Origin of the sequence: Candidatus Binatus sp. (genome assembly GCF_036567905.1) — a bacterium.
Classification (GTDB): domain Bacteria; phylum Desulfobacterota; class Binatia; order Binatales; family Binataceae; genus Binatus.
Genome location: NZ_DATCTO010000067.1, coordinates 1 through 25,978 on the forward strand (window position 1 = coordinate 1; position 25,978 = coordinate 25,978).

Sequence of the window (25,978 nt, forward strand, 5' to 3'; positions counted from 1 at the left end):
CGCCGCCCGCGCCACGGCGGCACCGCGCCGTCGGGCGATCTGAATCCGCCTCCATCGCCGGATCCCAGTCGCCGCGACTAGCCACCCGCGACGGCGTCGATCGGTTCGCCGCGCGCGCGATACCGCGCGGGGCGGCCCATCGACTAACTACGGTGCTTCGATTACTTTTGAATCCACCATGGCCGCGAACAATCTGCGCTCCGATCGAATCTGGATGGACGGCGCGATGGTCCCGTACGACGAGGCCACCGTTCACGTCCTCACCCACAGCCTGCACTACGGCCTGGCGGTGTTCGAAGGGATGCGATGCTACAAGGGCGACGACGGCCGCTCCGCGATTTTCCGCGCGCGCGAGCACATCCGCCGCCTCATCGACTCCGGCCACATCGTCGAGATGACCGTCCCGTACAGCCAGGAGGAACTGCTCAAGGCATGCGCCGATGTGGTGCGGATCAACAAGTTTGCCGAATGCTATATCCGGCCGCTGGTGTTTTACGGCGAAGGTGAGATGGGACTTTCGGCGCGCGGCAACAAAATTCGCGTCGCGATCGCCGCGTGGCCATGGGGCGCCTATCTCGGCCAGGACAGCGTCGCCAAGGGCGTGCGGCTCAAGACGTCATCGTTCGTGCGATTCCATCACAACTCGATGATGCCCGCGGCTAAAGCCACCGGCCACTATGTCAACTCGATCCTCGCCGGCTATGAGGCCCGCCGCAGCGGCTATGATGAAGCGCTGCTGCTCAACACCGAAGGCTTTGTGGCCGAGGGCAGCGGCGAGAACGTCTTCGTGATTCGCGACGGGGTCGTGCGCACGCCGCCGCTCACGTCGGTGCTGGCGGGAATCACTCGCGACGCCGTCATCAAGATTCTGCACGATTCCGGCATCGAGGTGCGCGAGGAGAATTTCGCCCGCGACGCCTTCTACATCGCCGATGAGGCCTTCATGACCGGCACCGCCGCCGAAGTTACTCCGGTCGTCGAGCTCGACGATCGCAAGATTGGCCCCGGCAAGCCCGGCCCGATCACAGCCCGGGTGCAGCAGGTGTTCCAGGCCGCTTTGCACGGACGCGAGCCGCGCTACCGCGACTGGCTATACTACATCTGATCTGGATCGCGGGAACTTTCCAGCCGCGCGCTCGCAGTTGAGCCCGAACGGAGGGAGACTCGGATGAAAATGTTCACCGTCGCAGCAATCGCAATCGTTGTGGTCGTCGTCGCCGTCGCGCTACGCCCGCGGATCGCTCGCGCCGAGTTGCTCAAGGAAGGACAGATCGCGCCGCCGTTTACCACCCAGATGGTTACCGGCGAAACGGAAGCCCCGGTCTCGCTCGCCGATTTCCACGGCAAAAAAGTCATCCTCTATTTCTATCCCAAGGACGAAACCTCGGGATGCACCAAAGAGGCGTGCGCATTCCGCGACGGCTACGCGCGCTACACCAACGCCGGCCTGGTCGTGCTCGGATGCAGCATCGACTCGGCCGAATCGCACAAGGATTTCATCCGCAAAAACGGTCTGCCTTTCCCGCTCCTGCTCGATCCCGGCAAGCAGATTGCGACCGCCTACGGCGCCGCAAACGGCATTCCGATCCTCGGCCTCGATCGGCGAATTACCTACGTCATCGACGAGAACGGCAAGATCCTGAAAGTCTATCCGAGCGTCGATCCCTCCACCCACGCCATCGAAATTCTAAACGACCTGGGCGTAGCCAACGCATCCCCTCCCGCGCCAGCCAGCGCGGCGGCTCCGGCCTCGCACTGAGCTTACCGAGACCCCGTCGCCTCGCCCGGCGAATATCCGATGCTCACCGCGAGCATCACCGCCGCCGCCGCGAGCAACTCCGCATTCGACTCGCGCCGAATCATCTGCGCAAGCCGTTCAATATGCGCCGCGATCGTTTCTGCATCACCGACGCCGGCGCATCCGACTGCGTCCGCATCGAACATCGCGTCGATCAGCGGATTAGCGTCGTAGCCCGACTCGGCCAGCGCCTCGCGAACGGCGCGGCGCCAGAACTCGCGCGGCTCGACTCGATCGAAATCGGCCATCGCCGCGATTCGTTCGCGAAAGACCGCCATCAACGACGCGCAGCCGGCGTTCGCTTCGAGATACTTTGCGACGCCCTGCGCGTCGAGGAAGTCATTCACCGCGCCGCCGGCGCCATACACGCCAAGCGAGCCTGCGGCGGGTTCGAGCGTCACAAATTTTTCACCGTCTCCGTCTTTGCCATGTTCAATTCCGAGCGGGTAGAGCCGGCATGCGAGCGGGCGTCCGCGATGGACGCCGCAGCGCGCGCCTTCCAGCGCGGCGCACGCGCCGCCGCCGGTGAACTTCAGGATCGACCCGCGCCGAATCGTGTAACGAGCGATCGCCTCGCGCGTCGTGATACCCGCGGCGCGCGCGAGCCTCAGCACGTCATACGGCGACAGCGTGATCACCTTGTCATGGCAGCATCGCCCGCAGGCGTTGCAGATGTACGAAAATGGGCTCTTACGATTCACCTGATTTGCGAATACCCCGGCGCCTGTTCTCACTTACCTGTTCTAACAGGGTCCTTCGAGTACTCAGGATAAACTCTGCCCGCATCTTCTCTCAACATTTGTTGCAGGGGTCACCTCTGCCGGTGGATTTCACTACAATTACGTTCCTCATGGCCGCATCAAGTACCCCTTCCTGCGATACCATCGTCGTGCTCGCGCCGCACACGCGCGCCGGCGCCACCATCCTGGCCAAAAACTCCGACCGCCCGCCGCGCGAATGCCAGCCGCTGTTTCAGTCGGCGCGCCGCGTCCATCCCCAAGGCGCGACCGTCCAAGCCCAGTACCTCGAAATCCCGCAAGTGCGCGAGACCGCCGCCGTGCTCGGCTCGCGTCCCTTCTGGCTTTGGGGTTTCGAACACGGGCTGAACGAGTACGGGGTCGCGATCGGCAACGAAGCCGTGCTCACGCGCGAGATACTCCCTGCGACGGGCTTGCTGGGGATGGATCTCGTCCGCCTCGGGCTGGAGCGCTCGAAGACCGCGCGCGAAGCGGCCGAAATTATCGGCGCGTTGATCGAACGCTACGGGCAGGGCGGCGCCGCCCTATACGACGTTGATTTCCGCTACAGCGGCGGATTCATCATCGCCGACCACGCCGACGCTTACGTGCTCGAAAGTTCCGGCCGCCAATGGACCGCGCGCGGCGTCGCCGATCGCGCGTGCATCTCGAATCGATTGACGATCGACACGGCGGGCTTCGGCTCGCCTGAGGTAGAAAGCTATGCGCGCGGTCGGGGATGGTGCGGCGGCGAATCGTCGTTCGACTTCGCCGCCGCATATTCGAACCAGGACGCGGACGATCCGCTGACTGCGCGCGGACGCCTGGCGCGCAGTCGCGAACTGGTCTCGCGAAACGGCCGCCGCACCGTCCGCGAGATGCTCGCGATAATCCGCGATCACGGCGCGCGTGGCGAGACTCCTCCCGCCGGCGACCCCGCCGAACGCGACGCTTCTCCGACGCTATGCATGCACGGCTCAACCGCGGGCACGACGGCCAGCATGGTCGCCGAACTCCCGCCGCCCGGCGCGGACACAATCCCCGTGCTATGGGCGGCGCTCGCCGCGCCATGCACCGCGATCGCGTTTCCGCTGTTCGTGGCCGGGACGCTCCCTCCGGTTCTGGCCGCCGGCGGTGAAAGAGCCTCGTCCGACTCGCCATGGTGGCGCTTTAAGAAGATTCAGGACCTCGTCGCTATCGCGCCTGAGCGCCTGGCGCCGATCGCATGGAAGCATTTTCGGCCGCTCGAGGCCGCGATGCTCGAGCACGGCGCCGAGGTCGGCCACCGGGCGCGCAAACTCGATTCCGCCGCGCGCGAGAAACTGCTCGGCAGCTTCATGGCGCAGAATATCGTCCGCGTCCTGAACGCGCAGTCCGCCGCCGAATCCGAACTCACCCGCGCCGCGCCTCCTTAGTGCAAGCGTGCGAGTCTCCGTTGCTTGACAGCGATGGCATTCACGTATGCTATCGGGCATACGCTACCAATGACGCGTGGAGGTACTAGATGAAGATCGAATATGCTTTGCTCGCCGATGCGGCCCAAGCGGTTGGCGGCAAAATCTTTGTGCTGGGCGGCGGATGGAACGTGTTCCGAGCGGCAAACTACCCGGCGCCAGTTCATCTTGCCGTTGCGCTGGGCCTTGGTTTCACCTCCAATGAAGTCGGCATCAAATACCCGCTGAACGTTGCAGTTACCGACGAGGCCGGAGTTGCAATAATCCCGGAAATGAAAGGCCAGGTGGAAACTGGCCAGCTCGCTCCGGATTTCCCCAAAGGGGCGTCAGTGAAATTACCCGTCGCCATCACCATCAACATGCCTCTTCCCCACCCAGGCGCCTACGGGATCGTCGTGACGGCCGGTTCCGCAAAGACTCAACTATCGTTCGAAGCAATCTTTACCGGTCAGAAGGTGCAGTTCGCGCCCGAGGGTTCTCTGCCAGAGCGCGGCAACTGAGCGCCGTCGCGGGGCGGCAGCCAAACAACGCCGCCTCCGACGCACGCGCGGGGCTTGCTCCGCGGTCCGCATGGGCGCTACTCAAGAGATACTCCAGTATCCAGCCACACTGACCTGGTAGGGCACTTCAGCTCCGAGTATTGAAAAAGAAAAAGGAGAGTTTCGAGCCAAATGGATTTTACCTGGACCCCCGAACAGGACGCTTATCGGATGGAAGTGCGGCGCTGGCTTGAAGAGAATCGCCCTCAATCTCTTGGCAGGAGCGACGACCTCGAAATCGGCGGCGACGACGCAATCTGGGATCGGCTCAAGGCCTGGCACAAAAAGCTCTACGCCGCGGGATGGGCCGGTCTGACCTGGCCCAAGGAATACGGCGGCCGCGGCGCCACCTTCATCGAGCAGGTCATCTTTCAGCAGGAACTCGGCCGCCTCAACCTGCCGATGGGATGCAACGTGCTGGGCGTGATCATGACCGGGCCGGCGCTGATGCAATGGGGAACCGACGAGCAAAAAAAGCGCTACCTGAATCCGATCCTCGCCGGCGACGAGATTTGGTGCGAGGGGATGTCGGAGCCGGGTGCGGGCTCGGACCTCGCGTCTATCCAGTGCCGGGCCGAGCTCAAGGGTGACGAGTTTATCGTCAACGGCCAGAAGGTCTGGACCACGATCGCGCATCGCTCGGACTTCGTGCAGCTGTTCGTGCGCACCGATCCCGACCTGCCCAAGCACAAGGGGATGAGCGCGTTGCTGGTCGATATGAAATCGCCCGGCGTGAGCGTGCGTCCGCTCAAGCAGATCACCGGCGACAGCGAGTTCAACGAGATCTTTTTCGAGGACGTGCGCGTACCCAAGGAAAACCTGCTCGGCCCACTCAACATGGGATGGCAGGTGCTGGTTGCGACCCTGATGCACGAGCGGTTCGGAATCGGCGAGACGCTCGGCGGCACCGAACAGATGCTCCATGCACTCGTTCAGATCGCCAAGGCCGCGGAGATAAATGGCCGGCCGGCAGCCGAGGATAACGACATCCGCCAGCAAATCGCCCAGTTCGCGATCGAAACGACCGCCAAGAAGTACAACGGCTTGCGCAGCCTCTCCAAGCGCCTCAAGGGTCAGCAGCCCGGACCCGAAGCGTCGATTTCCAAGCTGCTCTCGACCGACTTGGGCCAGCGGATGACCAAGTTCGTCACGCGGCTGCTCGGCGAGTACGCGCTGCTCGAGGGCCATACGCCGCTGGCGCCCGAGGGCGACTGGATGCGCCGGATTCTAGGATCGGAGGGGATAACGATCGCGGGTGGCACCTCGCCGGTGCAGAAGAACATGATCGGCGAGCGCATCCTGCTGCTTCCCAAGGGCTGAGAATCCCACAATAGCGACTTCGCAAGGAGGCGGTTCATTTTGATTCGCCTCTTTTTCTTGCGCACCATCCGTATTGCAAAATGAAAAGTTGTTTTTTCCGGAAAAGTCAGGCAGCTTCACTCGCAACTGAGAGCTGCGAAGGCTGACCGCCCAAGGCTCTCGCAAGCCCGGAGGCTTCGAAGATGGTTCCGAAATCGATCCGCTCGCTCGCGCGCAACCCTATCGTGCTGAGCGTGGCATTGTGTCTGGCGTTCGCGTCGCCGGCGGCCGCGGAAATTCCCGCCGCGCCAAAAATCGAAGGCGCCGACACCGCATGGCTGCTGCTCTGCGCCGCGCTGGTTCTGATGATGACGATTCCGGGACTCGCGCTCTTTTACGGCGGGATGGTGCGGCGCAAGAATGTGCTCTCGACGTTGATGCAGAGCTTCATCCTGGTCGCGATCGTGTCGATTCAATGGGTGCTGTTCGGCTACAGCCTCGCGTTCGCGCCCGGCAGCGGTTTGGTCGGCGCACTTTCGTGGGCGGGACTGAGCGGCGTCAGCGCCACCCAGCCGTACGCCGCCTATTCGGCGACCGTGCCGCATCAGGCGTTCATGATTTACCAGTGCATGTTTGCCGTGATCACGCCCGCACTGATCACCGGCGCGATCGCGGAGAGAATGTCATTCAGGGGGTTCCTGGTTTTCAGCATCCTCTGGATCACTTTGATTTACGATCCGCTGGCGCACTGGGTATGGGGCGTTGACGGATGGATACACCAAATGGGCGCGCTCGATTTTGCCGGCGGCACGGTAGTTCATATCTCGTCGGGCGTCGCCGCACTCGCCGCCGCGCTGATGGTAGGTCCGCGCCGCGGCTTCCCGCACGAGCCGATGCAACCGCATAACCTGACGCTGACCATCACCGGCGCGGGACTGCTGTGGGTCGGATGGTTCGGGTTCAACGCGGGGAGTTCGCTGGCGGCCAACGGCCTGGCGGTGTCCGCATTTGTCGCGACCCATCTTGGCGCCTCGGCCGCAGCGCTGACCTGGGTGGCGGCGGAATGGTGGGTCGGCGGCAAGCCAACTGTGCTGGGCGCGGCGAGCGGCGCGGTGGCGGGGCTGGTCGCAATAACTCCGGCGTCGGGGTACGTCGGCCCCATCCCGGCGATAATCATCGGCGCGGTTGCAGGCGCGCTCTGTTACAGCGCGGTCCGGATGAAGTCGCGGTTCGGGTACGACGATGCGCTCGACGTGGTCGGCGTGCACGCGGTCGGCGGAATATGGGGCGCGCTTGCGACCGGGCTGTTTGCGAGCGTGTTGGTCAACGCGGCCGGCGCCAACGGTCTCTTCTATGGAAATCCGCGCCAGCTATTGGTGCAGGCGACAGCCGTCGTCGCGAGCATGGCGTTTTCGTTCATCGGCAGCATGATTCTGCTGAAAGTGACGGACGCACTGGTCGGGCTGCGCGTGGTGGGCGAAGCGGAGCAGGTCGGACTCGATCTCAGCGAGCATGAAGAGGCAGCTTACGCCTTCGAAGCGTGAGCGCACCCGCTAGCGTTGCATCGCCTGGAAGATGAGCGGGCCGACCTCGGCCATCATCTCGCCCAGAATCTCATGCAGCGGCTTGCTCGGCATGGCGAGTTTTTCCGTCAGCGATTTCATGATCGCCAAATAGCGCTGCTTCATCTCGGGGCTGATCGTTTCGAGCCTGACGTTCTCCATCGCCTCGACGAAGCGGACATGAATTTCGATGATTTCGATGTCGGTCGGATCGGTGAACTTTTTTTTGTGAGCCACGTACTTTACCTCATCGAAGAAATCAGAACAGGTAGCGGCGGATGTTGATGCTGATGAGAATGCCCATCGCCGCCATCATCGCAATCAGCGACGAACCGCCATAACTCACCAACGGCAACGTGATTCCCACCACCGGCAGCATCCCGGTCGCCATCCCGATGTTGACCGCCACCTGCCAGAAGACGATCGCCGTCAATCCGACCGCAAGCAACGCGCCGAAGCGGTCGCGCGCGTGTCGCGCAATCCATGCGCCACGCGCAATCACGCCCGCATACAATGTCAATAAAACCAGCGCGCCGGCCAAACCGAACTCCTCGGCGAAAACCGCGAAAATAAAATCGGTGCTCTGCTCGGGCAGAAAATTCAGCCGCGCCTGCGTACCTTTCAGAAATCCCTTGCCGAATGGGCCTCCGGCGCCAATGGCGATTTCAGACTGGATGATGTGGTAGCCGGAGCCGAGCGGGTCGGCCTGCGGATTGATGAAGCTGACCAGGCGCTGGCGCTGATAAGGCTTGAGATAGTGCCAGCTCAGCGGAGCCACGAGCATCGCGGCCATCGCCAGCACCAGCATCGTGCGCAAATTCAGGCCGCTCACGAAAATCAGGGTAAGGGTGATCAGCACGAGGATCAGTCCCGTGCCGAGGTCGGGTTGCTTGAGCACGAGTGCGGCGGGGATGCCGAGCAGGATGAACGGGATGATCAAATGGCGCAGGCCCCATCCGCCTTTCGGCGGATCCGCACGCAGATAACGCACCATCACGAGCACGACGGCGAGCTTGGCCAGCTCGGAGGGTTCGAGATGGAAGGCGCCCAGATTGATCCATCGGCGCGAGCCGCCGGTGGCGTGGCCGGAGATCATTACCGCGATCAGAAGACCGATCACCAGCAAATAAAATGGGTAGGCGTAGGCCTGCAGAGCTCGATAGTCGACAAGGACCGCGATGAGCATTGCGACTGTTCCGGCCGCGATCCAAATCAACTGGCGAATTACCAGCGGGTCCAGGGTCCGATGCGCACCCGCGTACGACGCGCTGATGACGCTGACCAGCCCGATTCCAGCCAACGCAAAAACCAGGATGAACAGCGTCCAGTCGAAATGAAGTATGAACCTGCGATCGCCGCCCGCCATCAGGGCCGCACTCCTGTCATTGAGATGGCGAGGCGTCTTCGAGCACGCGCGCTATTTCAGGTTTGGGCGGGGGAGGATTGAGCTGGAAGTAGCGCTGGAAGACGTCGTGAATCACTGGCGCCGACGCGCTGCCGCCGTGACCGCCGTGCTCGATGATGCAGGCGGCGGCGATGGTCGGATGATCCTTTGGCGCGAACGCGATGAACCATGCATGGTCCTTGAACTGTTCGGGTGTTTTGTCCTCTGCCTCGCTCTCGCCGACCGGAGCATTGCTGCCGACGACCTGAGCGGTCCCGGTTTTGCCGCACACGATGACATTGTCGAGATGGGCTCTGTGCGCGGTACCGCCGGCGCCGTTGACGACGTCGGCCATCGCGTCCTTGACGATCTCGAGGGCGTCCGGATCGATCTTGATCCGGTTCTCGATCACCGGCGGATACGACTTGGCGATATTGCCGTCGAGTCCCTCGACGTACTTGACGAATTGCGGCCGATAGCGGATGCCGCCGTTGGCGACCTGGGCGGCGACCTGCGCCATCTGCAGCGGTGTGGTTGCGACGTAACCCTGGCCGATGGCGACCGAGAGCGTTTCCGCGGGATACCATCGCTCGTGGAAGCGCTTGAGCTTCCACGCCGACGAGGGGATGGTGCCGGGATTCTCGTGATCGAGATCGATGCCGGTCTTGATTCCGAGTCCGAGCTGATTGGACCATTTCGCAATCCGATCGACGCCAAGCTTTTCTCCGACGTTGTAAAAATAAACGTCGCACGAGCGCACGATCGCGTCGTGCAGCTCGATGGTGCCGTGGCCCTGATGGCGCCAGCAATGATACTCGCGTCCGCCGAACCACAACCCGCCCGGGCAATGGTAGGCAGTTTCAGGACTCAGCGTGCCTTCCTCGAGTCCTGCGATCGAATCGACGATTTTGAAAGTCGAGCCGGGTGGATAAATTCCCTGGATGACGCGATTTTGCAGCGGATGGTTCGGGTCGGTCGCCAGTTCGCGCCACGCCGACGCTTTCACGCCGCCGCCGAAGATGTCGGGGTCGAAGGCTGGATGCGAAACCATCGCCAGCACGTCGCCGTTTCTCGGATCGAGCGCGACGAAGGCGCCGTTCTTCCCGGCCATCGCCTGCTCCGCGGCCTGCTGGAGATTGAGGTCGATGGTCATGACGATGCTTTCGCCGGGCTTGTCGGCAATTTCCTTGAGCACGCGCAGCCGCCGCCCGACGGAGTCAACTTCTATCTCCTGTCCGCCGGCGTCGCCGCGCAGGGAACTCTCCCACACGCGCTCGAGGCCGAATTTTCCGATCTCGTCGCCCATGTGGTAGTCGGCCTTCTGGATCAGATCGTTCTTGGTCACCTCGCCGACGTAGCCGAGCAGATGCGCGGCGAGCTCGCCGTACAGGTAATGCCGCGCTGGGGTGATTTGGAGACTGACGCCGGGCAGTTCGAGCTGGTGCGCCTCGAGCGCCACCACCTGTTGCCATCCAAGACGCTCGGCGACGGTGACGGGCTCGTAGGGCGGGCGGCCTTCGTCGTCGGCGTCGGAAATTTTGTCGGCGATTTGACCTGCGCCGGTGTAGCGCTCGAGCCGTTCGATCGTGAGCGAAAGATTGTCGGAATCCTCGGGCACCAGCTGCGCGTCGAACGACGGCTTCGTATCCACCAGCGGACGGTGATTGCGATCGAAAACCAGCCCGCGCGGCGCGGGCACGCGTTGGATGCGAATCCGGTTGCGATCGGCCAGCTCGACATTTTCCCGGTGATGCAGAACCTGCAGGTAGTACAGGCGCACCGAGACCAGCCCGAAAATCACAAACATCACGGCGGTCAACGCCGCGATTCGCGGTTCCAGCAGCGGAACAGGCCGATTGCTTTTAGGAATGTGGAACTTCGCCACTGATGCGTTCCCAAACTTACAATCTATTCGCGCATCGCTCTCACAGGCAATCCCGTCATCCGCTTGCTTGCGGCCAGCATCGAAAAGATGAGCGGCGCGACTAGCGCGGAGACGGCGGCCTCGAGCGTCAGTCCCCCAAGCATCGAGCCGGTGTCGGCAAGCGCGTTGAACCCGTCGGCGAAGGCAACGGTGGCCAGAGCGGTCGCGATCACGCCAAAGAACACCACGCTTGCGCCGACCAACGCGTTGGTCACCATCAGCCGGGTCGAAATTTCGTAGCTCACCAGGAAGACCATCGTCATCATGAAAGCGTTGAGGCCGGGATGCGCGCCGGCGAGTGCGTCGGTCGCGTAGCCTATCGCGAACGCCAGCATCGCGGGCAGGACGCCATGATGGCGCAGGCCGAGATCGACCACCAGTATGATGATCAGGTTCGGAATCAGCGCGCGAAACGAAATCAGGTGCGGGACCGCGGACTGAAACGCCAATCCCAGCACCACGAACGCCGCGAACAGCAGGATGAGGCGCAAATCCGTCAGTCCTTGGCCTGGTCGTCGAGGTGGGGCGGCGGCTGGGTGACGATCAGCACCTGTTCGAGTTGGCGAAAATCGACCGTCGGTTCGATCCTTACGCCAAGGAACAGGCCCGGCCCTCCATGGTGCACGCTCTTGATCGTACCGACCAGCAGGCCACGCGGGAAAATTCCATCGAGGCCCGAGGTCACGATAGTGTCGCCGATGCGGATGTCCTGCGAGCGATCGGCGTACTTCAGGATCAAGCCATCATCGACCAGCCCAGCGACGATTCCGCGCGCGCGCGAGCGTTGATCGAAGCCGTCGAGCGCGGAGTTGTGGTCGTCGATCAACAGCACGCGCGAGGCGTGCGGACTGACGGCGATGATCTTGCCGACCACGCCCTGGTTGGCGAGCACGGCCATGCCGGGACGAAGTCCGGCGCTGGAACCCGAGGCGAGAACCAGGGTGCGGGAAAGGCCGGTGGCGTCGCTGCCGATCACGTTGGCGGCAACTGCGTTGGCGCCGAGCACGTCCTTGAGATCGAGCAGCTCGCCGAGGTGGCGATTTTCGACCTCGAGCTCGGCCAGGCGCGCGCGATCGCTCTTGACCCGCGCCAGCTCGTTGCGCAGGCGGGCGTTTTCCTCGCGCACGTGAAGCAGGTCGAGGTAGCCGGTGACGATCGATGAAGCGCCGTCGCTGAGACGGGTAAACGCGGCGTCAACCGGACTGATGATTTCCAAAAATGCGGACTCCGGACGCGCCGCGAGATCGCCGGGATGGACTCCGGTCGAGATCAGATGAAGCGACACGATGAGCAGCGCGGCGCTGGTCATCAGCACGCGGTTACGCCAGAGGAAGCTGCTTCTCACGTCAATACGGCCCGACGCGCCGGCTCAAGTTTCCAGGGATATCCGGCGAGTCGATCAGTCAACGGTCACGTCGCGCAGCAGCGACAGTTCGTCCAACACCTTGCCCGCACCCATCACGACCGCGGTCAGCGGATCGTCGGCCAGCGTAACCGGAAGTCCGGTCTCCTCGCGCAGCAGCACGTCGAGGTTGCGCAGCAGAGCGCCTCCGCCGGCCAGCACTATTCCCTTGTCGACGATGTCGGAGGCGAGTTCCGGCGGCGTGCGCTCGAGCGCGATGCGCACCGACTCGACGACCTGGCGCACCGGTTCCATCAGCGCCTCGCGAATCTCCTCATCGGTGATCTCGATAATCTTGGGCACGCCGGCGACCAGGTCGCGGCCCTTGATCTCCATGGTCTGAATCTCGTTGCCGGGGTAGGCCGAACCGATGGTTATCTTGATCAGCTCGGCGGTGCGCTCGCCGATCAACAAATTGTACTTGCGCTTGATGTGCTGGATGATCGCCTCGTCCATCTTGTCGCCCGCCACCCGCACCGAACGCGAGAAGACGACGCCGGCCAGCGAGATCACGGCGACCTCGGTGGTGCCGCCGCCGATATCGACGATCATGTTGCCGGTCGGCTCGGTGATGGGAAGGCCGGCGCCAATCGCGGCCGCCATCGGCTCCTCGATCAGATAGACCTCGCGCGCGCCGGCTGACTCGGCCGATTCGCGCACCGCGCGCTTCTCGACCGCGGTGATTCCGAACGGCACGCAGATGACGATGCGCGGGCGCGGACGCACCAGGGTCTTGCCCGAGTGAATCTTCTGGATGAAGTAGCGCAGCATGTTCTCGGTGATCTCGAAGTCGGCAATGACGCCGTCTTTGAGCGGGCGGATGGCGACGATCGAGCCCGGCGTGCGGCCGAGCATTTTTTTCGCCTCGGAGCCGATAGCCAGCACGCGCCGCGAGCCGCGCGAATCTTTCTGCACCGCGACGACCGAGGGCTCATTGCAAACGATGCCTTCGCCCTTGACGTAGATGAGCGTGTTGGCGGTGCCAAGATCGATCGCGAGATCGTTGGAGAACCAGCCGAAAATCGAATTGAGAATCACGAATTTTGCCCCTTGCCCGCCCGGCTCAGGCTTGGATGCCACAACCGGGACCCGGCCCGAATACCACCCCAAGACGCGGCCCAAATGTTGAAGAATTCTCTGGCGGAGACGTTTGGGTCCGTCAGACTACCGCTGCGCGACACGCTAACAGAGGACGGGCGGCACAGGCAAGCAAGCGGGGTCGTGTCCTAGTTTGAGTGCGCTTTTCGCCGGCCTTTCTTGGCGGGGGCGATGAGAGGCGCGGTTAGTTTTCCGTAGAGGAAGAAGAGGTATTCGACGCGTTGGCGGTCGCTCTCGAAAAGTTGCGGTCGGTAGCAGAGGTCAACGGTGCGACGGCGGCCCGAAGAACCGTCTCAAAATCAGCCAGAGTGAACAGCCTGAGTTTCTTCTGTTGCTTCATTGTCTTCATCGAGCCTTGCTTAACAGCGCAGGCTCCATTCGAGCAACCGCTGTTCGCTCAACTGCGGCGAGGTGCCTGGGGAGCTTGTACCAAATCCCATTGCGCCTCTCGACGAGTTTTCGTTTTGCTGCGTTGATTAGTCCGAAATGAACGACGCGATTCGGACTCTTCTTTCCAAATTGCCAGCCGCGTGCGGCAGCCTCTTTAGCGAGTTGTTCTGTGCTCCGTCCCTTTCCGTCCGCAAGAATACTGATAAGGAAAGCGGGAAGTTCAGCCGCATCAATAGAGGCCGATTCGTCTGCCGAAATTTGTTTGTGCTCTTGCGTCTGTACGGTTGCCTGATATTTCTTTAGAATCCAACGGTCTTCTATGCGGACAAAACGGTCTTTCTCCCTGTGTAAAAGAGCATTGACTGTATTGGGTTCATTCTTTGATTGCGTTTCGTATCCAAGCCTTTTGAGTTCGCCCAAGAGCGCGGGTATGAACATTCCTTCTGGTCGAGAATCAAGGACTTTTTCTGCTAAATCAGCAACAGATTGACCGGTTTTTCGACGACCTCGCCGCGCGGGAGTGGCTTCAGAAAGGGCAGCCTCTAGGGTTTCAATCAGAAAGTCGAGTTTTCCCCGTTTGGTCTGAAAATCGCGTTCTAATTGGGCCCGTTCCTCCTGATGTTTTTGCAACAGGGTTTTGATCTGGCTCATTTCTGGCCTCTTGGCATGCTAGCTAGCTACTTGCTTTGCACGCAAAGCACACTCCCTAGTGGTTGATTGATAACATAATTCCGCGTATCTTTACAGCCCCCCTAAAATCGCGCTAATTCTCATCAAAGACGGGAAGAGGGGGATTCGAACCCCCGCAGCCCCATGGGACTCGCTGGTTTTTGAGACCAGTGCCATATACCCATTCGGCCAACTTCCCCGCAAATGATTTTACGCCCCCAAGCGAAGCGCGGCAAGCGAGTCGCTGTCGTGCGGTAATGAGTTTGGATTGCCTTCTACGGGAGGCAGTCTTTTTACGCCCCCGGGGTCTGGCGAAAGCCACACGCCGGGGTTTTTTTTGGGGATAGCGGGGATGTCGGATCGAGCTGTTCTCTTCATAGACGGCAACAACTGGTACCACTACCTCAAGAGTTCGGGGATAACCGATCTCTTTCACCTCGACTATGCCAAAATCTCACAGAAGTTAATCGGGCCTTCACGGGATTGGGCCGGTACCCGATACTACATCGGCCAAGTTGATCAGCGGCAGGGAGCTAAAGTCTATGCGGATCAGCGGAAATTCACCGATGCTCTAAAGAAAACCGATTCACGAATAACCGTTCACTTTGGACGAATCGAGCCTCGCGAAACCGAAAGCGAAGCGGCCAAGGAATTGCTTGGTTACGTGCATGCACTCAAGACAAAAATCGATCCGCAGGTATTCAAAGACCTAATTGATTTGGGAAAAAGGCACGAAAAGACGGTGGTCTGGGTCGAAAAAGCGGTCGATGTTCACCTTGCCGTTGATCTAGTGGTAATGGCGATGCGGAACGAATATGACGCAGCGTACATCTTGTCCGCCGACGGAGACTATACGAAGGCTGTGGAGTTCGTGCGGCAGAGCCTTGCGAAGAAAGTTTATGCGGCTTGTCCACCATCTGGCCATGGAGCCGAACTTGCCAGAGTCGCAAATTCCTTCATTCACCTAAGGTCCGATTGGTTTGACGACTGCCGTTGAATCTTGGCCATCTGTCACGTCAGTTGGATTCTACCGTACTTGCGTGACGGGGATAAGTACCCGAGCAAGCGGCCCCTGCAAGCAAGCGGGCGCAATTGCGCATGGAAAAGGCGGTCAAGTATGATATCGCGGCAATGTTAGAAGGAATCCGCCGTTACCAGTACTCGTGGCAGGTGCAAGTCACGTTCGCCTTCCTGGCGCTCACCATGGCGTTTTGGGGTTTCGGGGGCGGTGGATTATTCAACACCGTCCATCCCATCGCGACCGTTAATGGCCGGCAAATACTGGGCGAGCAAGTCGATCGCGAAGCGACCCAAATCCGCCAGACCGTGCAACAGGTGTACGGCGCCAACGCGCAGGCAATGCTCAAGAGCATCAACCTTCGCCAGGAAGCGGTGGACAGGTTGATCGAGCAGCAACTGATCGGCGAAGAGGCGCGCCATCTCGGCATCAGCATCAGCGACGAGGCGCTGCAGGATAAAATCGCCAAGGAGTCTGTTTTTCAGCGCGACGGCCAGTTCGACTTCGGTACTTACCAGGAGGTGCTGCGCAACAACGATCTGCAGCCGAGTGAGTACGAAAACGGCGAGCGCGACCGCATGATCGCCGACACGCTGCGCAAGATGATCGACACCGGCGTGCAGGTGAGCGACGACGAGGCGCGCCACGCCTACAATCTGCGCAACGAACGGATCGGATTGCGCTACGCCGAGATACCCTTGAGCGATTTCACCGCAAAGATCTCGCCTGGCGAAAGTCAGATCGCCGACTACTACAAAAAGAACGCGGAGCAATTCCGCGAGCCCGAGCGCGTCAAGCTGGTCTACGTCCATTACGAGCCGCTCCTGCTGGCCGCCAAGTACACGCCGACCGACAAGGAAATCCAGGCCTACTACAATCGCAACGCCAGGACCCGCTTCACCCATCCCGACCAGGTTCACGCGCGGCACATCCTGATCGCGGTGCCGGCGGGCGCGACCGACAAGGAGAAGGCCGCGGCGAAGGCCAAGGCGCTCGAGGTGCTCAAGCAGGCGCAATCGGGGGGCGACTTCGCAAAGCTGGCGGCGAAGTATTCGGAAGATCCATCCAACAAGCTCGAAGGCGGAGACCTGGGGACGTTTGGGCGCGGCCAGATGGTCAAGCCGTTCGAAGACGCGGTGTTCGCGATGAAGCCGGGACAGATCGCGATGGTCGAGACGCGCTTCGGCTTTCATATCGTCAAGCTCGACGAGTTCAAGCCCGCGCATACCGACACGCTTGCCGAGGCGAAGCTAAAGATAATTGACGAGCTGCGCACGCAGGCCGGGGCGAAGCTCGGGCGCGCGGCGGCGCAGGAGGACCTGGCGGCAGCGCTGGCGGGTGCCAGTTTGCAGGACCTTGCGAAGAAGCGGGGGATCGAGGCGATCGAGACGCCGCTGTTCGCGCAGGGTGAACCGGCGGCCGGCGCCGAGCGGGACCGGGAACTGATGGAGGCGGCGTTCAAGCTCGACGCGGGGCAGGTGGCGATCGTGCCGGAGAAGGGCGCGCCATATGTGATCAAGCTGCTGGCGAGGCAACCGTCGCGAATTCCCGCGCTCAAGGAGATCGAACCGCAGGTGCGCGAGGCGCTGATTCGCTCGACGGCCGAAACCGAAGCGAGCCGGCAGGCCGATAAGATACTCGCCACGATCAAAGGCCCGGCCGACTTTGACAAGGCAGCCGCCGCCAACCAGCTCGCGATTAAAAATGTCGATCCGTTTCTGCGCGCCGACCATAGCGTTCCCGGCATCGGCGAGTTTCCCGAGGTGACCGACGCCGCCGCGGTCGTGCCAGCAATTCCGGGCGTGATCGATCGCGTGATGGAGAATGGCGGCAATTCGTACCTGTTCGAAGTCGCCTCGCGCGCCGAGCCGAGCGACGACGAATGGAAGAGCGCGCAGAAATCGTTCATGCAGGAATACGCCGAGCAGCGCCGCGCGGAGGCATGGACGCGCTTCCTCGATCAACTCAAAGACCAGGCCAGGATACAAATCGACTCCGACCAGCTCGCATCCAGCGGGTCGTCAACCTGAAGGAGCGCGCCGAGCGCGCGGCATTGTCAGGAATGAGTTCCGATGCTTCAGATTCCGGCGAGCCTGCGTCGCGCAACTCAGCGGGCGTCGATACGCACGAGTTTTTCCTTCCCGGCGCGGGCGTGAGCGCGCTGCTGATCCACGGTCTGACTGGAACTCCATACGAGATGCGCTACCTCGGCGAGCGGCTGGCGGCGCGCGGCGTACGCGTGCGAGGCGTCCGGCTGGCGGGTCACGCCGCAACGCCCGAGGAGTTGGGGGCGGCAGGCTACGACAACTGGTATGAAAGCGTGGTCAACGGCCTGGAGGAGCTGCGGCAGTACGGCGAGCCCAACGTGGTGGTGGGACTGTCCGCGGGAGCGGTGCTGGCGGCGCGGCTGGCCGCCGATCAGGGCGAGGCGGTCGCGGGAGTCGCGATGCTGGCGCCGGGGTTTTTTCTGCCGGCCGCAACGACCCTCATGCTGCGGGGCGTGCGCGGGATACTCGGTTCGTTCGTGGACCGGATCTACCTGCTCAATCCGGGTGAGTCGGATATCCACGATGCGGCTGCGCGGTCGATCCATCCCAGCTGCCGGCTGATGCCCTTGTCGGCGCCGATGAAGCTGCTCGATTTGTCCGCGCTGGTGAAGCCGATGCTGGCGCGGATCGCGCAGCCTGCGCTGGTGATGCACGCCAGGCGCGATCACACGTGCCCGATGCGCAAAAATGTCGACTACGTGATGAAACATCTCGGTGGTCCCGAGAAACGCGCGGTCGAGCTCGAGGAGAGCTACCACGTGATTACCGTGGACAGCGAGAAAGAGCGGGTCGCCGCCGAGGTGAGCGAATTCGTCGAGCGGTTTCGCGTCGCGCCGCAAAAGCGCGCGGCGGGCTAGAGTCGCACGGCGCGCGCCGGGTCAGCTCTGTGCGTCGTAAAATTCTTCGAGCAGGTACTTCACGTCGGGACGGCCGAGCACCTCGATGAAGCAGATCTCGTCGTCGGCGTTCAAATCGATGATGACCTGACCTTCCATCGATTGCAGCTCGACATAGTTGGCGACCTTGACTTCGACGGCGGTCGCGAAGCTCGCACAATTCTCGTCGCCACAGTCGCAGATCGACTCGATTCTCAGAGCGCGCAGCTTGGATTCCAGCGGATCGGCGCCCTGTTGCTTGAGCAGATAAACCATCTCCTCGAGCAGGTCGGGCAATACGTCGTTCATCATCGGTGCAGCCATGGCTTTTCAAGGGTAGTGGAATCGGCACGCGGATTCCAAGTGAAAAGTGAAAAGTGCAAAGTGCAAATCGGCGCGCGCAAAACGATTGGCGCTCGCCACCCCCCAAGCGATCGCGCCTCACCTGCCTTGACTGGGTACCCGGCCGTACTTATGTTCAAATTGCGACCTAACGCAGCAGGAGATAAGTCCCGATGTCCAGCGACAAAATCGTTCACGTTACCGACGCGAGCTTCGACCAGGAAGTTCTGAAGTCATCCACTCCTGTTTTGATCGATTTCTGGGCGCCGTGGTGCGGACCATGCCGCACGATTGCGCCGATCCTCGAGGATCTTGCGGGCGAGTACTCGGGGCGTCTCAAAATCGTGAAGATCAACGTTGACGACAATCCGCAGACGCCGGGACGCTACGGCGTCAGGGGCATCCCCAACCTGCTGATCATCAAGGGCGGCCAGGTCAAGGAACAAATCATCGGCGCGGTGCCCAAGGGCAGACTGGTCCAGGCCGTGGACAGCGCCATCGCATAAGCGCTAACAGCGAAAGCGAAATTCCCCGATCATTTGGTGGAGGGCGAGGGCGACGTAGCCGGCGACGGCGCGGAGTTCGCGCCCTTCATCGCATTCTGGACCCAGTATTTCATCAGGTCATCGCGATTGCGCTCGTAGGCGAGTCGCGCGTCGCCGGGGATGTATCCCACCAGCATCTCGTTGTAGGCCAGCAGCATCGGCACCAGTTGCGAGTTGCGCAGGATAGCCGCGTCGGGCGGCAACACGGCCGCCATCAGCATCACGGCCAGACCCGCAAAGACCGCCGCGATTCCCGCGCCTAGGAGCGCGCCGGCGAGGCGATCCAGCGGGCTCAGGTGAACGATCTGCATCAGCCGGATCGCCGACGAGCCGATTATTTCCACCGCCGTGAAGATTAAAGCGAAGATCGCGAGGTAGCCAATTACCGCGCCGACTGCGTGCGAGGATCCGAACTGCGCCTCGGCGAGCGCCCCGGCCTTGGTGTAATAGAGCGACGCGAAATAGACGGCTGCCGCCAGCGCCACCACCGACGTCACCATCCTGAGTGCGCCCCTTTGCAGTCCGTAGATTGCCCCGACCGCGAACACCGCGATCGCAACGTAGTCGAGCCCGTTGAGTCCGTTCAGCCCGTTCATCCGCCGCCTTCCCCGCTATCGAGCCTAGCTGATGAACGCAAAGCGCGCGACGCGTCCACGCTCCTGTACTTGTGCGGCGATATGCTTAAATGGGCCCATGGCGCGAGTTTATATCGAAGAACTGTCGCATCACGCGGGAAACGAAGTCACGCTCAAGGGCTGGCTTGCGGGCAAGCGCTCGAGTGGCAGGATACATTTTCTCCAGGTGCGCGACGGCACCGGGCTATGCCAGTGCGTGGCGTCGCTCGCCGATCTCGGCGCGGATCGTTTCGCGGCGGCGGATCACATGGGCCAGGAAACCTCGCTCGAAGTGACCGGGATCGTGCGCGAGGACAAGCGCGCGCCGGGCGGATTCGAGCTCACGTTGAAATCATTCGAGATCGTGTCGCCGGCGACCGACTATCCGATCACGCCCAAGGATCACGGCGTGGCGTTTTTGCTCGACAACCGCCATCTGTGGATCCGCTCCTCGCGCCAGCACGCCATCCTGCGCATCCGCAGCGAAGTGGAATCGGCGTGCCGCGATTTTTTCCACGAGCGCGGCTTCGTCCTGTTCGACGCGCCGATTCTGACCCCGACTTCATGCGAGGGAACCACCAACCTGTTCGAGCTCGACTACTTCGGCGAGCGCAAGGCGTACCTGACGCAGAGCGGACAGCTCTACGCGGAGGCGGGCGCGCTCGCGTTCGGCAAGGTGTACTGCTTCGGCCCGGCGTTTCGCGCCGAGAAATCCAAAACCCGGCGTCATCTGACGGAATTCTGGATGGTCGAGCCCGAAGTCGCGTACTGCGACCTCGACGGCGACATGGAACTGGCCGAGCAGTTCGTGTCCTACATCGTTGGCCGCGTGCTCGAACGCCGTGGCGCCGAGCTCAAGACGCTCGAGCGCGATACGACCAAGCTGCAGTCTGCGGCGCAGCTTCCATATCCGCGCATCAGCTACGACGAAGCGATCGAGCGGCTGAAAAAGAAAGGCGTCGCGGTCAACTGGGGCGACGACTTCGGCGGCGACGAGGAAACCGCGCTGTCCGAGGAATTCGATCGACCCGTGATGGTGCATCGCTACCCGACCGCGTGCAAGGCGTTCTACATGAAGCAGGATCCCGCGCGTCCCGACGTCGCGCTATGCGTCGATATGCTCGCGCCGGAGGGCCACGGCGAGATAATAGGCGGCGGCCAGCGCGAGGATGACTACGAAACGCTGCGCGCCAGGATTGCGTCGCACGGGATGGCGCTTGCGCCCTTCGAATGGTACCTCGATCTGCGCCGCTACGGCTCGGTGCCGCACGCGGGCTTCGGCATGGGCATCGAGCGCATGACCGGATGGCTATGCGGGATTCATCATATCCGCGAGACGGTGCCATTCCCGCGTCTGATGGAGCGACTGGAACCGTAGCGAGCGTTGTGGATGGGGACGCGCTTGCGCGCGAGATCCTTCGCATAGCTCAAGATGACGGGAAGGGGATTCAGGGATAAAGATCCGGGGTCCCTCGGCTTCGCTCGGGATGACACCAAAAAGATGGGACCGTTCCGTGTCATTCTGAGCGGAAGCTGCTGTGAGCCGAAGAATCTCGACGGACGCTCTGGCGTCCATTGTCTATCGCATGACGACAGCTAGCGGCCGAGATCCACTTCCAGGCTTTCGACGCGGACGCCGGCTTGCTCGAAGCGAATCACCAGCTGGCATCCGCTGGTCTTGAGCGTGAGCGCGTAGGCGCCAGGGCTCCGCTGGGTGGACGTAATCTGCTCGACCGTTTGGCCCTTAAGCGTTGCCAGCGCTTTGTTGAGTTCGGCTAGCGACTGGGCTACTTCGCGGCCGCGCGGCGTCTTCATGAACAGTGCGTTGAACGATAGCTCCGCGCCGGGACCGAACAGCCGCCTGACGCGGCCGCTGGTCAGCGCGACCTCGACGATCGCACCGAGTCTTAGCTGTAGGTCTGTCGGAATTTCGAGCGACTCGATCGCCGACTTGAGCGCGAGATAGACTTCGCGCGCCTGTGGATCGATTGTCGCGTCGAGGAACGCCTGAATTTGCGCAATGAGGATGTCGCGCTGGAGACTATCGAGTGTTATCGATTCGCCCGCCTTGGGCTGGTCGCCGCTCGCCATCGCCGTTTACGATTTGTGTCCGCCGTCGTCGTGACCGAGCAACGCCGCCAGCTCGTGCTCGAAGCCGCCCGTCTCGATCGCGCAATGCATCCCGCATTCCTTCGGCGCGCCCGTCTCCCACCACCACCTGCCCGCGCGGGCGTCCTGGCCCTCGCCGACGGCGCGCGTGCATGGCGCGCACCCGATCGACTTGTAGCCCTTGTCGTAGAGCGCGTTGTACGGCACGTTGTTGGCGCGGATGTAATCCCAGACCTCGCCTTCAGTCCAGTCGGCCAAAGGCGCGAGCTTCACGATGCCGCCGTGGTCATGATCGATTTCAACTTTGCGGATGTTCGAGCGCGTCGCCCACTGATCGCGGCGCAGTCCCGTCACCCACGCGCCGTAATTCATGAGCGCGCGGCGCAGCGGCAGCACCTTGCGCACCTGGCAGCATAGCAGGCGCAGGTTGACGTCGTTGTAGAAAAGATTGTTGCCGTGCCTGGTGACCATCTGCTGCACGACTGAGGTATCGGGCATGAAAACTTCAACCTTGATTCCGTAGCGCTGGCGATACTTGTCAATCAGGTCGTAGGTCTCCTGCGGCATCCGGCCCGTATCGATCGTAAACACGCGGATGTTGGGATCAATTTTGTGCGCCATGTCGATCAGCGCGCAGCCGTCGGCCTGGAAGCTGCAGCAAATCGCCAGCTCTTGGCCGAACCGATCGATAGCCCAGGCCAGGACTTCTTGCGGCTCCTTGTCGTCGAGCTCGACGGCGGCTTCGCCCGCCTCGAGTTCGTCCATGATGAAGCTCAGTTCGGGTTGTTCGATTTGCACTCGCGCTACTGCGGCCATGACAGAGTCCTTGGGGCGATTACCCGGTTCAGGCGGCGGCGACATCGGCGCCGCTTGCGTCTCCACTTGCGATTGAAATCAGGTCAGCGTCGGGGGTGCGCACGCAAAAATGGGTGAAGGTCTCGTTGGCGTTGCGCCGTTCGAGGTAAGTCCCGAACAGCCGCGACACGTAGTCTTCGACCATCGCGGACGGCACGCGGCGTATAATCGGCTTGCCGATCGCCGCGTCCTTGCCCAGCCCGCCGCGCAATATAATGTCGAAAGCCTCGAGCGGCTCGCCCGCGGGGCCGCGGCCGGTGGTGCCCTGCAACCCGATATCGCCGGTCCAGTGCTGCGCGCACGCATGCGGGCATCCGTCGAGATTCAGCTTGAGACCGCCGACCTGCTCGCCGAACTGATTCACCAGCCGCTCGATGATTGTCGCGAGCTTGGTCTTGGTCGGGGTGACGGCGTAGTTGCAATGCGGGTCGCCGATGCATCCGATCGACGACGCGTAGAGGCCGTTGGCATTGAGCGGGAAACCGATCGCGCCAACTTGCGCGATCACGTCGTCGAGCTGCGCGGCCGGAATCCCGGTGATGATGAAATTCTGGCGGCGCGTGAGACGGATGTCGCCGCCGAACGAGGCGGTGAGCGCCGCAATCTCGCGCATCTGCCGCCCGCTCATCAGGCCCAGGTAAACCGGAAAGCCAACGTAGTTGAGTCCGGGCTGTTTCTGCTCGCGGACGCCCATGTGATCGCTCTCGGTCTCGGGGATCGGCACGGCGGCGAGATCCTCGAGCGCGAAGCCGAGCCGCGCTTCGACCAGCCGGCGAAATTCCTCGGGCCCGTAATCGTCGATCATGAACTTGAGCCGCGCCTTGACCCGCGAGATTCGGTACTCGGTCGTCCCCTTCCACACGTCGATGATCGCGCGCATCACCGGCATCGCCTGCTCGCGCGTGATGAACACGCCCAGATGCCGCGACAGGCGCGGCGTGGACGACTGACCGCCGCCGACGCGCACCGCAAAACCCTCGCGCCCGTCCTTCACCATCCCGATCAGCGCGACGCAGTTGATCTCGGGAGCGTTGCACTGATGCCGGCATGCGGCGATGGATATCTTGTGCTTGCGCGGCAGGTCCGAGTATTCGCGATTGCCATAGAAAAATCCCGCGGTCTCGGCGACCAGCGGCGTCACGTCGAAAACTTCGTCCCGATCCACGCCTGCGACCGGGCATCCCGTGATGTTGCGCACCACGTCGCCGCATCCGCCCATGGTCGTCAGCCCGGCGCGCTTGAGCTTCTCCAGAATCTCGGGGAACTTGTCGAGCGTGATGTAATGAAGCTGGAAATTCTGGCGCGTGGTCAGCTCGCCCTGATCGCGCCCGTAGGTCTCGGAGATTTCACCGATTGCCCGCAGCCCCTCGGCGCTCAGGATGCCGCTGGGGATTTTCACCCGCATCATGAACGTTCCGATCTTCGGCTTGTCATGGTACATGCCGAACCACTGGAGCCGCACGATATCTTCCTCGGGAAGTTTTTCGTACGAGGTCTGCGCCAGCCGGTCCCATTGACCCGCCAGCTCGGTCGGAAACAGCTCGTGCTTGAGGCGCTCGACTGAATTGCGCTTCAACACCATTTCCCAACCCGGCGCCTCTCTCTTCGGCACTGCTCGAATCTCCTGCGGAGACAAAAGATAACTTAGGTTACTGACTTAGTCAATTAAGTAGATGACTAAGCCAGTTGCCTATTCCACAGATTGACCTGTTATGCTAACAATAGAGCGCAGAGAGTTGCGGAAAAAATGAAGTTCGGCGTCGGCGTTGACTATTCCTTGAAGGCCCTTCTGCTACTGGCGGAGCGTTATCCTACGACTTTGCCGGTTCGAGTCGAGGAAATAGCAGAGGCCCAGAACATCCCCGAAAACTACCTGCGCCGACTCCTGATCGAGCTCAAGCGCGGCGGTCTGGTCGCCAGCCAGAAAGGGCCCAGCGGCGGATACATGCTGGCCAAGGCGCCGGCGCGAATCACGATGGCGGAGGTGGTGGAAATAATCGAAGGCGACTACACCCCGGTCGAATGCCTGGAGGAAAGTTCGTCGATGTGTCCGCGCGATCAGTCGTGCGCGATGCGCGACGTATGGAGCGAGGTCCGCGACTCCGTCAACGGCATCCTGCGCCGAGTGACGCTGCAAGCGCTGTCGGAAAAGCGCAAGCACGCAATCAACTACAGCATCTAGAACGTCGCTTGCTCACACGTGCGCGAGGACCTTCTCCCGCAGCTTGCGTATCAGCTTTTCGTCCTGCGCGACCTCGCCGGTAAAGATAATCTGCGACGTGCCCCAGTCCTTGGCGCGCCGCTTCAGCTCGACGATGCATTCCTCCGGCGTTCCGATCAGCATCATCGGCGAAGCCAGTATCCCGTCGGCGGTCTGGCCAAACATCGGCGCCATCATCTCGGCGGTCTTGCGGGTGGCCTCGCGCGAGTCCGAAATAATCGTCGAAAAAATGAAGTTGCTGACGCGGATGGCGTCGGGTTTACGGCCCAGCCGCTTGGCTTCGTCGCGGACGAAGCGCACCTTCTCGCGCAACGAGTCGTCGGTGGTGCGCTTCACGACCTCCATCGAGATGTGTCCGCGCTTGCCCGCATCCGGAATGATGTTGATGTAGTCCGCGTACTTGGCCGCCAGCCGCAGCAGACCTTTGCCCCCGCCACCAAGGATTATCGGCGGATGCGGCTGCTGTATCGGCTTGGGCCACATGATCGCATCTTTGAACTTGTAGAATTCACCGTCGAAAGTCGTGCGCTCGTTGGTCCACAGCGACAGGATGCAGGTCATCGCTTCGTCGAGCATCCGCAGCCGCTCGGTGATCGGCGGGAACGCAATCCCGCTCATCTTGAATTCCGTCTCGGTCCATCCGGTGCCGAGTCCGGCGACGAGCCGGCCGCCGCTCAGCCGGTCCAGCGTCATCAGGCTCTGCGCCGTGATTGCAGGATGACGAAACAAATTGCACAGCACGAGATGGCCGACGCGAATCTTCTTCGTGGCTTCGATCACGGCCGCGGCCATCACGATATGGTCATACGCCAGCGACTTCGGATCGTATTGCCGCTCCGGACCTTCGTTAACGAGATGGTCGGGAAACACGATCAGGTCGTAGCCGAGCGCCTCCGCGGCTTGCGCGTTGGCCCGATACTGGGCCGGCTCCATGTTGCCAAGCTGAATTCCAAACTCCATTTGTACCTCTCAAAAAACCGGGATTTGAGCCGGCTAGGTTAGCAAACCGGCCAGCATTCAAGAAATCCAATCGAGGGGGACCGTTTGCGCTCTCTCCAACGCGCGACGCGCCGTGTCCTTGGTGAAAATTGCGGC

27 protein-coding genes and 1 tRNA gene are annotated in these 25,978 nt (G+C 61.9%); 12 read left to right on the plus strand and 16 right to left on the minus strand.

Going from position 1 to position 25,978, the window contains the following annotated elements:
- Window positions 1–178 precede the first annotated feature (178 nt).
- Together VIO10_RS10375 and VIO10_RS10380 are read left to right on the plus strand one after the other, a co-directional pair.
- Window positions 179–1,105, plus strand: coding sequence for a branched-chain amino acid transaminase (locus VIO10_RS10375; RefSeq protein WP_331963362.1), 927 nt, complete (start codon window positions 179–181; stop codon window positions 1,103–1,105).
- A 63-nt stretch (window positions 1,106–1,168) separates the two neighbouring features.
- Entirely contained in the window at window positions 1,169–1,759 is a 591-nt protein-coding gene (locus tag VIO10_RS10380; RefSeq protein WP_331963365.1) for a peroxiredoxin, read from the plus strand.
- A 2-nt stretch (window positions 1,760–1,761) separates the two neighbouring features.
- Here VIO10_RS10380 and VIO10_RS10385 read toward each other — a convergent pair whose 3' ends face one another.
- Window positions 1,762–2,499, minus strand: a complete 738-nt coding sequence (locus tag VIO10_RS10385; RefSeq protein ID WP_331963368.1) for a YkgJ family cysteine cluster protein — start codon at window positions 2,497–2,499, stop codon at window positions 1,762–1,764.
- A 149-nt stretch (window positions 2,500–2,648) separates the two neighbouring features.
- On the opposite strand from VIO10_RS10385, the gene VIO10_RS10390 reads away from it, so the two are divergent.
- The 4 genes from VIO10_RS10390 to VIO10_RS10405 all read left to right on the plus strand — a co-directional run bounded on the left by VIO10_RS10390 (window position 2,649) and on the right by VIO10_RS10405 (window position 7,371).
- Complete coding sequence (locus tag VIO10_RS10390) at window positions 2,649–3,950, plus strand: C69 family dipeptidase (protein WP_331963371.1); 1,302 nt, start codon at window positions 2,649–2,651, stop codon at window positions 3,948–3,950.
- An 89-nt stretch (window positions 3,951–4,039) separates the two neighbouring features.
- Window positions 4,040–4,489: a DUF6941 family protein gene (locus tag VIO10_RS10395; RefSeq protein WP_331963374.1), complete on the plus strand. Its 450-nt coding sequence runs from the start codon at window positions 4,040–4,042 to the stop codon at window positions 4,487–4,489.
- 171 nt (window positions 4,490–4,660) lie between these two features.
- A complete protein-coding gene (locus VIO10_RS10400; RefSeq protein ID WP_331963377.1) occupies window positions 4,661–5,848 on the plus strand; it encodes an acyl-CoA dehydrogenase family protein in 1,188 nt (395 codons plus the stop codon).
- 182 nt (window positions 5,849–6,030) lie between these two features.
- A complete protein-coding gene (locus VIO10_RS10405) occupies window positions 6,031–7,371 on the plus strand; it encodes an ammonium transporter (RefSeq protein ID WP_331963380.1) in 1,341 nt (446 codons plus the stop codon).
- Window positions 7,372–7,380: 9 nt separating this feature from the next.
- Here VIO10_RS10405 and VIO10_RS10410 read toward each other — a convergent pair whose 3' ends face one another.
- From VIO10_RS10410 to VIO10_RS10450, 9 genes are all read right to left on the minus strand, one after another.
- A complete protein-coding gene (locus VIO10_RS10410) occupies window positions 7,381–7,626 on the minus strand; it encodes a hypothetical protein (protein WP_331963383.1) in 246 nt (81 codons plus the stop codon).
- Window positions 7,627–7,648: 22 nt separating this feature from the next.
- Window positions 7,649–8,755: a rod shape-determining protein RodA gene (rodA, locus tag VIO10_RS10415; protein WP_331963386.1), complete on the minus strand. Its 1,107-nt coding sequence runs from the start codon at window positions 8,753–8,755 to the stop codon at window positions 7,649–7,651.
- Between the two features lie 16 nt (window positions 8,756–8,771).
- Complete coding sequence (gene mrdA, locus VIO10_RS10420) at window positions 8,772–10,658, minus strand: penicillin-binding protein 2 (RefSeq protein WP_331963389.1); 1,887 nt, start codon at window positions 10,656–10,658, stop codon at window positions 8,772–8,774.
- A 23-nt stretch (window positions 10,659–10,681) separates the two neighbouring features.
- Entirely contained in the window at window positions 10,682–11,188 is a 507-nt protein-coding gene (mreD, locus tag VIO10_RS10425; protein WP_331963392.1) for a rod shape-determining protein MreD, read from the minus strand.
- 5 nt (window positions 11,189–11,193) lie between these two features.
- On the minus strand, window positions 11,194–12,042 hold the full coding sequence (mreC, locus tag VIO10_RS10430) for a rod shape-determining protein MreC (RefSeq protein WP_331963395.1): 849 nt from the start codon (window positions 12,040–12,042) through the stop codon (window positions 11,194–11,196).
- A 54-nt stretch (window positions 12,043–12,096) separates the two neighbouring features.
- Window positions 12,097–13,137, minus strand: a complete 1,041-nt coding sequence (locus VIO10_RS10435; protein WP_349259244.1) for a rod shape-determining protein — start codon at window positions 13,135–13,137, stop codon at window positions 12,097–12,099.
- Between the two features lie 244 nt (window positions 13,138–13,381).
- Window positions 13,382–13,546 (minus strand): hypothetical protein, encoded by a 165-nt coding sequence (locus VIO10_RS10440; RefSeq protein ID WP_331963398.1) that lies wholly within the window; start codon window positions 13,544–13,546, stop codon window positions 13,382–13,384.
- On the minus strand, window positions 13,543–14,238 hold the full coding sequence (locus VIO10_RS10445; protein WP_331963401.1) for a hypothetical protein: 696 nt from the start codon (window positions 14,236–14,238) through the stop codon (window positions 13,543–13,545). Before VIO10_RS10445 ends, VIO10_RS10440 begins: the two co-directional genes overlap by 4 nt.
- Before the next feature lie 129 nt (window positions 14,239–14,367).
- Window positions 14,368–14,455: transfer RNA gene (locus VIO10_RS10450), tRNA-Leu, on the minus strand.
- Window positions 14,456–14,608: 153 nt separating this feature from the next.
- Between VIO10_RS10450 and VIO10_RS10455 the strand changes: the two genes are divergently transcribed.
- From VIO10_RS10455 to VIO10_RS10465, 3 genes are all read left to right on the plus strand, one after another.
- A complete protein-coding gene (locus tag VIO10_RS10455) occupies window positions 14,609–15,253 on the plus strand; it encodes an NYN domain-containing protein (protein ID WP_331963403.1) in 645 nt (214 codons plus the stop codon).
- A gap of 101 nt (window positions 15,254–15,354) precedes the next feature.
- The gene (locus VIO10_RS10460) at window positions 15,355–17,304 is read left to right on the plus strand and encodes a SurA N-terminal domain-containing protein (protein WP_331963406.1); all 1,950 of its coding nucleotides are present in this window, start codon (window positions 15,355–15,357) and stop codon (window positions 17,302–17,304) included.
- A 32-nt stretch (window positions 17,305–17,336) separates the two neighbouring features.
- Complete coding sequence (locus tag VIO10_RS10465; protein WP_331963409.1) at window positions 17,337–18,179, plus strand: alpha/beta hydrolase; 843 nt, start codon at window positions 17,337–17,339, stop codon at window positions 18,177–18,179.
- Window positions 18,180–18,200: 21 nt separating this feature from the next.
- On the opposite strand, the gene VIO10_RS10470 is transcribed toward VIO10_RS10465, so the two are convergent.
- Complete coding sequence (locus VIO10_RS10470; RefSeq protein WP_331963412.1) at window positions 18,201–18,521, minus strand: hypothetical protein; 321 nt, start codon at window positions 18,519–18,521, stop codon at window positions 18,201–18,203.
- A gap of 191 nt (window positions 18,522–18,712) precedes the next feature.
- Here VIO10_RS10470 and trxA point away from each other — a divergent pair, with 191 nt between their 5' ends.
- The gene (trxA, locus tag VIO10_RS10475) at window positions 18,713–19,045 is read left to right on the plus strand and encodes a thioredoxin (protein ID WP_331963414.1); all 333 of its coding nucleotides are present in this window, start codon (window positions 18,713–18,715) and stop codon (window positions 19,043–19,045) included.
- Window positions 19,046–19,074: 29 nt separating this feature from the next.
- Here the strand turns inward: trxA and VIO10_RS10480 are convergent, their stop codons facing one another.
- Window positions 19,075–19,680: a CvpA family protein gene (locus VIO10_RS10480; RefSeq protein WP_331963417.1), complete on the minus strand. Its 606-nt coding sequence runs from the start codon at window positions 19,678–19,680 to the stop codon at window positions 19,075–19,077.
- A gap of 97 nt (window positions 19,681–19,777) precedes the next feature.
- Between VIO10_RS10480 and asnS the strand changes: the two genes are divergently transcribed.
- On the plus strand, window positions 19,778–21,076 hold the full coding sequence (gene asnS, locus VIO10_RS10485) for an asparagine--tRNA ligase (protein WP_331963420.1): 1,299 nt from the start codon (window positions 19,778–19,780) through the stop codon (window positions 21,074–21,076).
- A gap of 218 nt (window positions 21,077–21,294) precedes the next feature.
- Here asnS and VIO10_RS10490 read toward each other — a convergent pair whose 3' ends face one another.
- Genes VIO10_RS10490 through VIO10_RS10500 form a run of 3 tightly spaced genes read right to left on the minus strand, consistent with a single transcriptional unit; the run spans window position 21,295 to window position 24,274 of the window.
- Window positions 21,295–21,789 carry a hypothetical protein gene (locus VIO10_RS10490; RefSeq protein WP_331963423.1) on the minus strand — a complete coding sequence of 165 codons (495 nt, stop codon included), beginning with the start codon at window positions 21,787–21,789 and terminating at the stop codon, window positions 21,295–21,297.
- A gap of 6 nt (window positions 21,790–21,795) precedes the next feature.
- Window positions 21,796–22,623, minus strand: a complete 828-nt coding sequence (locus VIO10_RS10495) for a phosphoadenylyl-sulfate reductase (protein WP_331963426.1) — start codon at window positions 22,621–22,623, stop codon at window positions 21,796–21,798.
- Between the two features lie 28 nt (window positions 22,624–22,651).
- Entirely contained in the window at window positions 22,652–24,274 is a 1,623-nt protein-coding gene (locus tag VIO10_RS10500) for a nitrite/sulfite reductase (protein ID WP_331963428.1), read from the minus strand.
- Window positions 24,275–24,409: 135 nt separating this feature from the next.
- Between VIO10_RS10500 and VIO10_RS10505 the strand changes: the two genes are divergently transcribed.
- A complete protein-coding gene (locus tag VIO10_RS10505; protein ID WP_331963431.1) occupies window positions 24,410–24,844 on the plus strand; it encodes an Rrf2 family transcriptional regulator in 435 nt (144 codons plus the stop codon).
- A gap of 12 nt (window positions 24,845–24,856) precedes the next feature.
- On the opposite strand, the gene VIO10_RS10510 is transcribed toward VIO10_RS10505, so the two are convergent.
- Window positions 24,857–25,843 carry an LLM class flavin-dependent oxidoreductase gene (locus VIO10_RS10510; protein WP_331963434.1) on the minus strand — a complete coding sequence of 329 codons (987 nt, stop codon included), beginning with the start codon at window positions 25,841–25,843 and terminating at the stop codon, window positions 24,857–24,859.
- Between the last annotated feature and the right edge of the window lie 135 nt (window positions 25,844–25,978).

What these genes read in the sequence shown, in the direction of transcription:
- VIO10_RS10375 (WP_331963362.1), top strand. Translation starts at nt 179, where the DNA reads ATGGCCGCGAACAATCTGCGCTCCGATCGAATCTGGATGGACGGCGCG.
- VIO10_RS10380 (WP_331963365.1), top strand. Translation starts at nt 1,169, where the DNA reads ATGAAAATGTTCACCGTCGCAGCAATCGCAATCGTTGTGGTCGTCGTC.
- VIO10_RS10390 (WP_331963371.1), top strand. Translation starts at nt 2,649, where the DNA reads ATGGCCGCATCAAGTACCCCTTCCTGCGATACCATCGTCGTGCTCGCG.
- VIO10_RS10395 (WP_331963374.1), top strand. Translation starts at nt 4,040, where the DNA reads ATGAAGATCGAATATGCTTTGCTCGCCGATGCGGCCCAAGCGGTTGGC.
- VIO10_RS10400 (WP_331963377.1), top strand. Translation starts at nt 4,661, where the DNA reads ATGGATTTTACCTGGACCCCCGAACAGGACGCTTATCGGATGGAAGTG.
- VIO10_RS10405 (WP_331963380.1), top strand. Translation starts at nt 6,031, where the DNA reads ATGGTTCCGAAATCGATCCGCTCGCTCGCGCGCAACCCTATCGTGCTG.
- rodA (WP_331963386.1), bottom strand. Translation starts at nt 8,755, where the DNA reads ATGGCGGGCGGCGATCGCAGGTTCATACTTCATTTCGACTGGACGCTG.
- VIO10_RS10440 (WP_331963398.1), bottom strand. Translation starts at nt 13,546, where the DNA reads ATGAAGACAATGAAGCAACAGAAGAAACTCAGGCTGTTCACTCTGGCT.
- VIO10_RS10445 (WP_331963401.1), bottom strand. Translation starts at nt 14,238, where the DNA reads ATGAGCCAGATCAAAACCCTGTTGCAAAAACATCAGGAGGAACGGGCC.
- VIO10_RS10455 (WP_331963403.1), top strand. Translation starts at nt 14,609, where the DNA reads ATGTCGGATCGAGCTGTTCTCTTCATAGACGGCAACAACTGGTACCAC.
- VIO10_RS10460 (WP_331963406.1), top strand. Translation starts at nt 15,355, where the DNA reads ATGGAAAAGGCGGTCAAGTATGATATCGCGGCAATGTTAGAAGGAATC.
- VIO10_RS10465 (WP_331963409.1), top strand. Translation starts at nt 17,337, where the DNA reads ATGAGTTCCGATGCTTCAGATTCCGGCGAGCCTGCGTCGCGCAACTCA.
- VIO10_RS10470 (WP_331963412.1), bottom strand. Translation starts at nt 18,521, where the DNA reads ATGGCTGCACCGATGATGAACGACGTATTGCCCGACCTGCTCGAGGAG.
- trxA (WP_331963414.1), top strand. Translation starts at nt 18,713, where the DNA reads ATGTCCAGCGACAAAATCGTTCACGTTACCGACGCGAGCTTCGACCAG.
- VIO10_RS10480 (WP_331963417.1), bottom strand. Translation starts at nt 19,680, where the DNA reads ATGAACGGGCTGAACGGACTCAACGGGCTCGACTACGTTGCGATCGCG.
- asnS (WP_331963420.1), top strand. Translation starts at nt 19,778, where the DNA reads ATGGCGCGAGTTTATATCGAAGAACTGTCGCATCACGCGGGAAACGAA.
- VIO10_RS10490 (WP_331963423.1), bottom strand. Translation starts at nt 21,789, where the DNA reads ATGGCGAGCGGCGACCAGCCCAAGGCGGGCGAATCGATAACACTCGAT.
- VIO10_RS10495 (WP_331963426.1), bottom strand. Translation starts at nt 22,623, where the DNA reads ATGGCCGCAGTAGCGCGAGTGCAAATCGAACAACCCGAACTGAGCTTC.
- VIO10_RS10505 (WP_331963431.1), top strand. Translation starts at nt 24,410, where the DNA reads ATGAAGTTCGGCGTCGGCGTTGACTATTCCTTGAAGGCCCTTCTGCTA.
- VIO10_RS10510 (WP_331963434.1), bottom strand. Translation starts at nt 25,843, where the DNA reads ATGGAGTTTGGAATTCAGCTTGGCAACATGGAGCCGGCCCAGTATCGG.